We start from the raw sequence: 11,130 nt of genomic DNA, 5'->3' as shown, positions 1-11,130 counted from the left end.
GCCCGTCGTCTCCTTAAATGGCTCCACACCCTCTACCCTGTACCCTCCTCGGGTGTGTACCTCCAGATTGAAGTGGCGCCCACTCTCCTGAGCATTTCCCTTCACAGTCAATGAAATTAGGCAGAGCCCAACTAACCAAGCTCTTCTAAAAACTCTTCCCAACATAAATCTTACATCATTCGTATTAAGAGACAAAGCACACAAGAAATACAAAGAAGCGAATTACCTCTTTCAGTGCTCTCTCTGCATCGCTTGGAGATCCTCGAGGGTAAAGGTGATGAAGACCATTGACATCTCATCATCTTCCTCTACAAAGTAGCCAATCAAGCCATCGCCGAGGTCCACCATATCGCTATAGGCACTCATACCAGGGTTGATCACCACTGCATCGCTCCACTGCTGGCGATAGGGGTCATAGCCGTAGAGGGCGCCGTTCCACCGCTTATTAGGTCCATACGGAAGCGAGTGGAGTAGCATCTTCAGTCCATTTTGCTCCATCAGAAGTGGGGCACCGTTACAGGCGGGGTCGTGCAGACCGGCATAGTCCTGAGTAGGTTGCCACGTCTTACCCTCATCGTAACTGACCCTAAAGATACGGTCGCCCTTGTGGGGGTTACGGATGCTCATCAGTATCGCTCCATCGGGCATCACGATCACCTTTGATTCATCGCCACCAGCATAGGCTCTTTCCGAAACCTGCCACGTCTCCCCCTCATCGTCGGAGTAGACTAGGTAGTTATCCAATCGGTAATTGGCATCGGGACGAATAGCGGTGACAAACATGATACGACCACTCTCCGTCACTGCCCCTTGACCCGAAGCACAGAAGGCACTCCAGAGTTGGCTCCTCTGTGGGTCGGTACATTCCGAGCCGTAGATAAAGTGGGTGATGTCGCGTGCGGGGCTCCAGGTGGCACCATCGTCGCCACTAGTCATCATATAGGTAGGCATCGGGGTATCGGGACGACCGTGCCAAAGCCCTTGCCCACCAATAAAGAGCATCACCAGCTTGCCACTCTTCGCCTGCACAACCGCCACATCGCCATACCCTTTGCCGTGACCAGTGCCACGGATTAGGATCTCAGGCTCACTCCAAGTCTTACCATTATCAAAGCTGCGACGCTGAATAATGTCTATGTCCTCGGGGATATCGGTCTGATTGAACTTCCGTCGGTCGGCAAAAGCAAGAAGCACCCCACTCTGAGTCTTGTGAATCACAGGGATACGGTAGTTGCGACTACCTCCATCACCAGGCACAAATAGTGGCTTGTACGATCTGAAGAAACGGCGGAACGTCTCATCGCCCACCTGCTTTGCCTCCACAGTCTGTCCATTGAGCGACAGCTCCTTCATCCTACAGCGTAAGATGTGGTGTGGCGAATAGTGCTCGGGTGTAGCGAGGTTGGCGGAGAGGTAGAGTACCTTGGCCCCTTCGTACACCTTTCCTGTTAGCGTTGCTTCGCACCAACTATTGAGTGGGTGAGTGGCATACTTCACTCGCCCCTTGTAATCATCCAAGTCACGCACCGCAAGAGAATCGGAGCTCAGAATCTCCAGACTCTCTATCAGTCGTTGGCTCTCAGTAGGAATGGCGAAACGGAACTGTAGCTGATCGCTACGCTTCAGCGGCTCCTCTAGCTCAATGGCTAGGAGCGTCTTGTGCTGCGCTCCTGTCTCCACTCCGTGGCGAGAGGGATAGACCTTGATGCCCCCCTCTTGAGCAGAGAGTAGGCAGGTAGAAAGGAGTAGTAAGGTGGCGAATAGGAGTCCCTTCTTCGTCATCATATACTTATAGCGCTAGATTGTCCTTCTCAATATCCTTAAAGTAGCGGTAGGTAGCCACACGTAGTTCGCCACAAGCTGCTTCGTCGCAAACAATGATACCGTGAGGGTGTAGCTGTAGAGCCGAGATGGTCCACATCTGGCTGATGCCGCCCTCTATTCCTTGTTTTAGTGCCGTTGCCTTCTTCTGTCCGTTGGCAAGGATCATCACCTCCTTGGCATCCATAATGGTGCCTACGCCCACGGTAAGAGCGGTCTTAGGCACTAGGTTGATATCATTATCGAAGAAACGAGAGTTGACCTCGATGGTATCCGAAGTGAGGGTCTTGATGCGGGTGCGTGACGAAAGTGAAGAGCCAGGCTCATTGAAAGCGATGTGCCCATCCTCGCCGATGCCTCCGATAAAGAGGTCGATGCCGCCGTAGGACTTGATCTTCTCCTCATACCGCTCGCACTCAGCCTGCAAATCAGAGGCATTGCCGTTGAGGATATTGGTGTTCTCCTTCTTGATATTGATATGGCTAAAGAAGTTGCTCCACATAAAGGTGTAGTAGCTCTGCTCGTGCTCCTTAGGGATACCGATGTACTCATCCATATTGAAGGTGACTACATGCTCGAAGCTCACCTTGCCCGCCTTGTTCATCTCAATCAGCTCGTGATACATACCGAGTGGAGTAGAGCCAGTAGGCAACCCCAGTACGAAGGGCTTATCGGCAGTAGGATGGGCATTATTGATACGCTCAGCCACGTGGCGTGCAGCCCACTTAGCTAGCAATTCTTTGTTCTCTTGGATAATTACTCTCATAACCTTTCTTTATTGTATAGTAAAAAAAATAGCGATGGAGTGTAGCGGCACCCCCTTCTAGGGCACGCTCCCTTCTCCATCGCTTCTGTATCAAAATATTATTTCAGCACCGCTTCGGCCATCACCCGACCTAGCTCCCATGCGGTTGCTTTATCCTCGGCTGAGGGAGCTTGGGAGAGCTTGATAGGGTCTGCCACCTTAGTCCACTTGCGAGCCTCAGCCCACTCCTCTAGTGGCTTGATGGTATTGGGGTTCCATGTACCCGAACCAAAGACTGAATAGAGGCGGTCGGGGATATTGCGCTCTGCCAATTGGTAAAGCACATCTTGCACATTGGGCCACACTCCATTATTATAGGTAGGTGAACCGATGATGACACCCTTGTAGCGGAATACATCGGAGATCACCTGCGAAGCACTAGAGTAGCCCATGTGATGCAGCACCACACGATTGACCCCGTGTGCCCCTAGCGAACGACCGATTTCCTCGGCCAGCTCTTCGGTATTGCCATACATTGAGCCGTAGATCACCACTACCCCCGGCTCTGCCTCGTAGGTAGCCATCTGGCGGTAGAGCTCCAGGATCTCAGGGATATGCTTCCGCCATACCACCCCGTGGATAGGGGCAATCACCTCGATATCCAGCTTCAGTGCCTTATCCAGCGTCCGCTGCACAAAGCTACCGTACTTACCTACAATATTCGTATAGTATCTGTGTGCCTCGGGCATATAGGTAGCAAGGTCATGCTGCTCATCCCAAAAGCCTCCATCAATCGCGCCAAAAGCACCAAAGGCATCGGCCGAGAAGAGGGTCTTTTCCTTGGCATCGTAGGTAAACATTACCTCTGGCCAGTGCACCATAGGAGCGAAGACAAACTGTAGCTCACGGCTACCGATATTGAGCGGAGTCTTTTCATCCACCTCCATAAACTTATCGGTGCATACGCCATACCCCTCGAGCATGGTCTTGGTCTTCTTATTGCCCACTAGAGTCACCTCGGGGTGCCGACGAAGCAGAAGACCGATCGAACCAGAGTGGTCGGGCTCCATATGCTGTACAATCAGGTAATGCAGTGGCTCCCCATCCAAGGCACTATCTAGCTGCGAAAAGAAACGCTCCGAAAACTTTACATCTACGGTATCTAGCAGTACATTCTTCTCGTCTTTGATGAGATAGTTATTGTACGCCATACCGTGAGGAAGGGGGTAGAGATGCTCAAAGAGTGTCTGTGTTCTATCGTTTTGACCAAAGTAATAGGTCGAATCATTGATTTTGAGTTGATACTTCATATAGATAAAATAACTTTGCCTACACTAGGCAGGTAAATAACTACTTTTGGTATATGCTGTTGCCACCTCGGCGGTACTCCTTAATCGGCTGCTTGAAGCTATAGACAATCGAAGCTATCCCAATAATCACAAAGGGAATGCTGAGCCACTGGCCCATATTGAGGGTCATACTCTCCTCAAAGCCTACTTGATCGTTCTTCACAAACTCCACAAGGAAGCGCCCCACAAAGATCATCACCATCGCTACGCCAAAGATCAGCCCCTCCCGCTTCTGGGCATCACGCTTCCAGTAGAGCCACATGCAGACCGCAAAGACCAGTAGGTAGATCGCTGCTTCATAGAGCTGGGTAGGGTGCGAAGGGGCGGAGAAGATAGGCTCTGCTCCTGCTTGCCACTGATGGATATTCTCAATAAAGCGGAAACCCCATGGCAGGTCGGTAGCATGGCCATAGATCTCGTGATTCATCAGGTTGCCGAGGCGAATCATCGCCGCCACTAAGCCCACCGGCACGCAGAGGCGGTCAAAGGTCCAAAGCATACTCTGGTGGCTCACCTTCTTGGAGTAGATCCAGATGGCGATCATGATGCCAATCACACCGCCATGGCTCGCCAGTCCCCCCTCCCACGTCTTGAGGATCTCAACGGGATTGGCCAGGTAGTAGCTGGGTTCGTAAAAGAGGCAATGCCCTAGCCTCGCCCCTACAATGGTCGCAATCAGCACGTAAAAGACCAACTGATTAAAAGACTTCTCGGTGAGGTTTTCGTGCTTCCACATCTTGGAGAGGATGGTTCCACCAAAGACGATCAGTCCTACAGCAAAGAGCACGCCATACCAGCCGAGACGTAAGCCCCCCGATTGGAAGATGATCGGATCAACCGTCCAAGTAACTACGCCAAGCATCGCTCGTTAGAATCGCTTACCGATGGAGAAAATCGTATTCCAATAGACATTTGGGGCGTCATTATTGAGAAGGTTTCTGCCAACAACAGCACCTAGCTCAAAGCTCCACGCACCCTTGGTGATCCAGCGGTAACCAGCACCCACACCGAGACCAAACTGATTGGCTTTCGACTTCTCAGTGGTCATTAAATGCTCAGGATCATTCACATTAAGGATACGATTAGAGACGTAGGTGTAATTGGTGTATGCCATATTACCCTCTACATAAAAGCCTCTGAGGGCATTACCGCTGGTATTCTTATAGAAATGCCAACGCACGTAAGGAGAGATCTGGAAGTTGCCCAAGGTTTCATCTGCCTGATCGTTGTCGTTTTTAATATTGAAAGAGACCCTACCGCCCACCGATAAGTCGGTATTGATAGTGTAGTCGTAAGCCACCTCTGGGTGAAGCATCACAGTAGAGGTGATGAGATTGAGCTTCACCTCGTGAGGCTTCTCAGTAAGTAGCTTAAAGCCATTGTTGCCGTCATCGTAGCTAAGGCTAACGGTCTGTGCAGTAGCACCAAATGAGGCAAGCGCCACAACGGCAAGGGCAAGTATCCACTTTTTCATAACTTATGAATGTGATTGATATTAAACATCTAAACATTTACACCACAAATCTACTAAATTCCTACCACATTCCACTTCAATAGAATCGTTTTTCATAACGCTGACGCATCCACCCTCCATACTAGGTGTCTTTTATAGGGTTTACGTATCATTCAACGCGGGTAAATTCAAGGCAATTTTAGGCGCCTTGTAACCCACTGATAAACAACACTATATAAAAGCAAAAAACTGAGATGCAACTAAGCATTTGCTTTGTTGCATCTCGCCAATCGCTTAGTTGCAACTCACCGATTGCTTAGTTGCATCTCAGTTTTTGCCCTCCTACACCACCCCCAACCTTCCCCTCACTAGCCAGCGAGGGGGTGCTCTGAGTAGGAGTAGGGTTGGACTATCGTTGGCAATCCTCGATTTGGGTATTCGCCTAGTGCGACATAGGTATATTTTATCTATCTTTGTAAGGAGAAGGAAGTGAAATAACTATAGATATAACAACTACCATGAAACCAAAGAGAATCGGGATCCTCTCCTCGGGTGGCGACGCCCCTGGAATCAATGCCACCATACGTGCGGTGGCGAAAACAGCCATTCATGCACACGGCATGGAGGTACTGGGATTTATGGGCGGGTTTACCGGCATCACCACGAAGAATTATGTTGAGCTGAACATGATGAACCTCTCTAGTCTGCTCAGTATGGGAGGGACGATTCTGGGCTCTAGTAGAGACAAGGCTTTTCGTAAGGCGCTGCTAAAGCAAGATGAAGCGGTAGAGGAGCTAAAGAAGGCATGGAAGGAGCTGGGGCTCGATGCGATTGTCTGCATCGGTGGCAACGGCACGCAAAAGACAGCTGCCGTGGTCTCGGAACTCGGCTTTAATGTAATTGGAGTGCCCAAGACGATTGATAACGATATCTATGGCACAGATATCACCTTTGGCTTTGATACCGCAGTGGGCATCGCTACGGAGCTAATTGACCGCATTCATAGCACCGCACAGAGCCACAATCGGGTGATTGTGGTGGAGGTGATGGGACACGAAGCAGGTTGGATCGCTCTCCACTCGGGTATGGCGAGTGGGGCGGATGTGATCTTGCTCCCTGAGCTAGGGTGCGACCTAGAGTTGGTGAAGGCGGCCATCCGCAAGCGCTATGAGGAGGGAAAGAACTATGCCATCATTGTGGTGGCAGAGGGGGTTGTCTTTGAGGAGCAAAAGGAGCAGCCTGAGGAGGAGCGTGAGTCGGCTGGCCATTACCTCTCTCGTAAGCTACGCGAGGAGGCAGATATTGATAGCCGTGAGACGGTTCTGGGATATGTGCAGAGAGGCGGAGCCCCCTCTTCGTTTGACCGCAACCTTTGTACCAAGTTGGGCGGACACGCTTCGCAATTGATTGCCGATGGCGTCTTTGGTGTGATGGTGAGCATGCGGGCAGGAAAGGTGACGCATGTACCTCTTTCTATGGTTAGGGATAGGCTGAAGTTGGTACAGGCCAATGACCCTCTAGTGGTGGAGGGGCGTCGGATGGACATCTCCTTTGGCGTCGACTTCTCTAAACTACGATTAACCACAGAGGAGAAGTAAGTTCTCTTTTTTACATACCATATTATATATGCCACAGATCAGCTTTGTGCTGCCTTACTATGCGGCTGACCCGATGGTGCAGATTTACTGGGTGGGGACGATCAATGGGGTGCCCACCGAGAAGCCACTCACGCCCGACAATGGTCGTGCTACGTGGCGACTACTGCTGGACCTTGATGAGACGATGTCGGTAGAATTGATTTACCACTACCAGATTGAGAGGGAGGGGCTTTTGCAGAGAGTAGAGCCTCCGAGTTCGCCCCATACTCTTCGCCTTTCTATCAATGGCGAGGGCAAGGCGGCGGTGCACGATTATTGGATGGAGGCGACTCCATGGCATCGCTATACAGAAGCTCCTTTGGCACATCTCTTAAGGGAGTGCAATCTGAGGAAGTATCGGATGCCTTCGTTCTCCACCACGTCGCGAGAAGCCTATTTGGTTCCAATCCATCGAGCTTATGATGGCGACCTCCTTTTGGTGGGTGCCGACCCCTCTATCGGGGGGTGGCATGTGGAGGAGGGGATGCCGCTTACCCTTTGTCGGCACGGCTATCTACTCCAGTTCCCTAAGGCTATTGAGACGGAGTACAAGTTGGTCTGGAGGCGACCCGATGGGGAGGTTCTTTGGGAGAAAGGGGATAATCGATATTACCGACCCTCGGAGGCGGACCATTTTATGCTTGGTCCGCTTCCGGAGCCTATTTTTGAAGGAATCTCAACGGAGGAGTCATTGCCCCGCACCCTAACTGGCACAGCGGTGCCCCTCTTTTCACTACGAGGAAAGGCGACGCAGGGAATTGGTGACTTTTCGGCAGCGATTGAGTTGCTGGATTGGATGCAGAAACGAGGGCAATCGGTGCTGCAGCTTCTACCGATCTACGATACCACTTTTAGCCATACAGATCGGGACTCATATCCCTATAGTGCCATCACCACCTATGGGTTGCACCCTATCTATATGGACTTGCAGGAGCTACCGGGTTATTTAACCGCACCTGAGCGCCCTCTATGGGAGCATAGGGCAAGGCTTTTGGATAGTCTTGATGCGGTGGACTATGTAGCGGTGTCGCGATTAAAGGAGGAGGTAATCGAGCTACTCTTTGATCGATGGGCTCTGCAGAAGCGAAGTCGGGAGTACCTGAAGTTTATTGAGGAGGAGCAGTCGCAACTCCTACCCTACGCACTCTTTTGTGCGATACGCGACCATTATCCGGAGCGAGGTCTATCGCAGTATCCGCCCTATGACGAGGTGTTGGCGGAGTGGCAAAAGGACAAGAGCTATCGTGGGTATCAGCTGGAGCGGTCGGTGGAGAAGTATCAATTTATCCAATACCATCTTTATCGACAATTGAGTGCTCTACGAGATGAAGCACATAAGCGGGGGATTATCATCAAGGGGGATCTTCCGATTGGGGTGTCGCGCGATAGTGTGGACGTTTGGGTGGCACCGCAACTCTTTTGCCTCGATAAAGAGGCGGGCTCACCGCCAGATGCCTTTTCGTCTACAGGGCAGGATTGGGGCTTTCCGACCTATCATTGGGAGGCGATGGCACGTGATGGCTATCAGTGGTGGCGGCAAAGGTTACAGACCATGTCACGGCACTTTGATGCCCTTCGTATTGATCATATCCTCGGCTTCTTCCGCATTTGGAGCATTCCAGTAGGGAGTGGCGATGCCGCTACAGGTTGGTATGTGCCAGCAAAGGGGTATGCCGAGGAACAGGTGCGTGGCTTGGAGTCTTTCTTCAATAAGGATGAAAGGGGAGCGTATCATCCGCCACTAGAGCCAGTGAGTTGCCAGGGCTTTGAAGCCCTCTTGGAAGAGGAGCAGCAACGGTTACTAAGGCTCTCGTACGATTACTATTATAAGGATAATGATGCGCTATGGACCGCTACCGCCTTGGAGCGACTCACGAGCATTCTTTCGGCGAGCGACCTATTGCTTTGTGCCGAGGACCTTGGGGTATTGCCCCAATGTATCCATGAGGTGCTGAGGGGGCTTGAAATCATTTCGCTAGAGGTATTGCGGATGCCGAAGCTACTCGGTCGCACGTTTGTGGAGCCTGAGGATATCCCCCAGCTTTCACTGGTCACTACCTCAACGCACGATATGCCTTCGCTTCGAGGTTGGTGGCAGACGCTCTCCAAGAAGGAGCGGAAGGCGTTGGCGGAGAGCTACCACTTTGAGGAGGATATCTCGCCTCGTGGTTTAGTGAATGCATTACTTCAGTCGCCCCGCTCTATCCTACTCGTTCTCCCGCTACAGGATTGGTTTGTCCTCACGGGATTTGGGTCGGAAGTGCCACCCGAAGCGGAGCAGATCAATATTCCACAAGACCCACACCACGTCTGGAACTACCGCCTCCCAAAAGGCTACCTCGCCGATTAACGCCTGAGGCACCCACACTTGGTTATTATCGCACTCCATCTAGAACCTCTTTCCACTGTTGATAAAGACACCTAATCCGCCATGCCTAACCTGTTAATGATACTTAAATGCCATCTAGATATTTGCATATATATATATAGGTTTGCCAAAGAACGATAAACGCATATTATTTAGATCAATTAAAAGATGAAAGTAATGAGAATGAATGTATTAAGTAGAATTGGCATACTAGCCTTTGCGTCGCTTTTGATGCTCACCTCCTGCAAAAAGGATGCTCCTGATAACAACTCTGGCACTAACTCTGGCGCTGGAGCCCCAAAGTATTTAGTTAAGGAGGTTATAACTGATGGTTTAACGATGAAAATCGAATATGATAGCCAGAATAGGGCGTCGAAACTAGTTAATAGTTCTTCTGGGTCTGGGAAGGTCTATGAAGATGTACTTAGACTTAGATATGAAGGAAACAGAGTGAAGGTCACTGGGGAAGGAATAGAACAAAATGGTGCTCTGGAGCGGGGCATTGTTTTTCTTTTATCAGTCGCCTCCGAAAAGGATCTTCCACCAGCCTCATCAGGTTCATATTCTGAAACGCCTTCTATGTTAGATTACTATATCGAAGGTTCCGCTAAGCTCAATGCCGAAGGTAAGCTCATCTCATACGACACATTTATGTTTGATAACGATAAAAGAAAATATGAGAAAATAACATATAATCTAACTTGGAAATATGGCAATCTTATTGCTATAAGCTCTAGCCTAGGTGTAGAAACTTTTGAATATTCAGACACTCCGAATCTTTTCAACTACTTTGACGGATTCGCTGTATCTTACTGGAATCATAATGCTCCTACCCCCAGTCTATCTGCATCTGTAGCTTTGCACAGCAAAAACCTTCCAAAGAGATATATCAAAGAAGGTACTGATATTGCTTTTGACTATGAGCTAGACAATCTTGGCCGTCCCACCTTAGTTAAGATAAAGGAGAAGGATGGTTCTGGTAGTTATACTATGACAACAAAGTACTAGAAAGTCAGTTATTGACTAGTCACAGCTTACAACTCCGAAGACTAGCAATAAAAGAGGCACAATGTATACGACCCTTGTGGTAGCACAAACTTATGTGAGTGCTGTCACAAGGGTCGTTTAATTATAGCTACCTACCGCCTTCATCAGTCGTAACTAGCTGAGTGTCGGCTTTTCGGGTGCTAATACACTATTTATCTACGGAGGCGGAGGCTATTGAGCACCACGGTGACGGAGCTGAACGCCATCGCGGCAGCGGCAATCATCGGGCTAACAAAGAGGGCGGGGTAAAACAAGCCGGCAGCTATTGGCACCGCCAGCATGTTGTAGAAGAAGGCCCAGAAGAAGTTTTGGTGGATGATCCGACTGCTCCTTTTGGAGAGAGCGATCGCCTGTTCAAGAGCAAAGGGCGAACCCGAGACAACAGTGAGCTGTGCCACCTCAGTAGCGATGTCGCTACCACTGGCAATGGCGATGCTGAGGTCGGCGGTTGCCAAAGCGGGGGAGTCGTTGATGCCATCTCCCACCATCGCTACCACCTTTCCTTCCGACTGCAATTGCTCAATGTAGCTCTTCTTATCGAGTGGCGAAAGCTCTCCTTTGGCCTTTTCAATGCCTGCTATCTTGGCAAAAGCCTCTACCCGACCTGCTTGGTCACCCGAGAGCAGATGTACGGTCACCCCATGGCGGGTGGCAAGCTGAGCCATCGCCTCAGGCACCTCCTCCCGTATCTCATCCTCAATCACCAGCAC

General features: G+C 50.4%; 9 protein-coding genes. 3 read left to right on the top strand and 6 right to left on the bottom strand.

What is annotated here, in order from left to right:
- Window positions 1–231: 231 nt before the first annotated feature.
- From QVO39_RS02990 to QVO39_RS02970, 5 genes are all read right to left on the bottom strand, one after another.
- Entirely contained in the window at window positions 232–1,785 is a 1,554-nt protein-coding gene (locus QVO39_RS02990) for a sialidase family protein (protein ID WP_021902966.1), read from the bottom strand.
- Window positions 1,786–1,789: 4 nt separating this feature from the next.
- Window positions 1,790–2,587 (bottom strand): glucosamine-6-phosphate deaminase, encoded by a 798-nt coding sequence (gene nagB, locus QVO39_RS02985; RefSeq protein WP_021902965.1) that lies wholly within the window; start codon window positions 2,585–2,587, stop codon window positions 1,790–1,792.
- 98 nt (window positions 2,588–2,685) lie between these two features.
- Window positions 2,686–3,876, bottom strand: coding sequence for an FprA family A-type flavoprotein (locus QVO39_RS02980; protein WP_021902964.1), 1,191 nt, complete (start codon window positions 3,874–3,876; stop codon window positions 2,686–2,688).
- A 40-nt stretch (window positions 3,877–3,916) separates the two neighbouring features.
- On the bottom strand, window positions 3,917–4,777 hold the full coding sequence (gene lgt / locus QVO39_RS02975) for a prolipoprotein diacylglyceryl transferase (RefSeq protein ID WP_021902963.1): 861 nt from the start codon (window positions 4,775–4,777) through the stop codon (window positions 3,917–3,919).
- A gap of 6 nt (window positions 4,778–4,783) precedes the next feature.
- Window positions 4,784–5,389, bottom strand: a complete 606-nt coding sequence (locus QVO39_RS02970) for an autotransporter outer membrane beta-barrel domain-containing protein (protein ID WP_021902962.1) — start codon at window positions 5,387–5,389, stop codon at window positions 4,784–4,786.
- A 497-nt stretch (window positions 5,390–5,886) separates the two neighbouring features.
- Between QVO39_RS02970 and QVO39_RS02965 the strand changes: the two genes are divergently transcribed.
- From QVO39_RS02965 to QVO39_RS02955, 3 genes are all read left to right on the top strand, one after another.
- On the top strand, window positions 5,887–6,966 hold the full coding sequence (locus QVO39_RS02965) for a 6-phosphofructokinase (RefSeq protein WP_021902961.1): 1,080 nt from the start codon (window positions 5,887–5,889) through the stop codon (window positions 6,964–6,966).
- 28 nt (window positions 6,967–6,994) lie between these two features.
- Entirely contained in the window at window positions 6,995–9,355 is a 2,361-nt protein-coding gene (locus QVO39_RS02960) for a 4-alpha-glucanotransferase (protein WP_021902960.1), read from the top strand.
- 186 nt (window positions 9,356–9,541) lie between these two features.
- Window positions 9,542–10,381 (top strand): hypothetical protein, encoded by an 840-nt coding sequence (locus QVO39_RS02955; RefSeq protein ID WP_288171700.1) that lies wholly within the window; start codon window positions 9,542–9,544, stop codon window positions 10,379–10,381.
- 191 nt (window positions 10,382–10,572) lie between these two features.
- Here the strand turns inward: QVO39_RS02955 and QVO39_RS02950 are convergent.
- On the bottom strand, window positions 10,573–11,130 hold a 558-nt coding region (locus QVO39_RS02950; RefSeq protein WP_288171699.1), incomplete at its 5' end, for an HAD-IC family P-type ATPase.

The sequence above is a fragment of the Porphyromonas sp. CAG:1061 genome (assembly GCF_000435035.1).
GTDB classification, from domain to species: domain Bacteria; phylum Bacteroidota; class Bacteroidia; order Bacteroidales; family Porphyromonadaceae; genus Porphyromonas_A; species Porphyromonas_A somerae.
The sequence above is the reverse complement of the archived record's forward strand: the minus strand, read 5'-3'. Positions and strand labels throughout refer to the sequence as shown.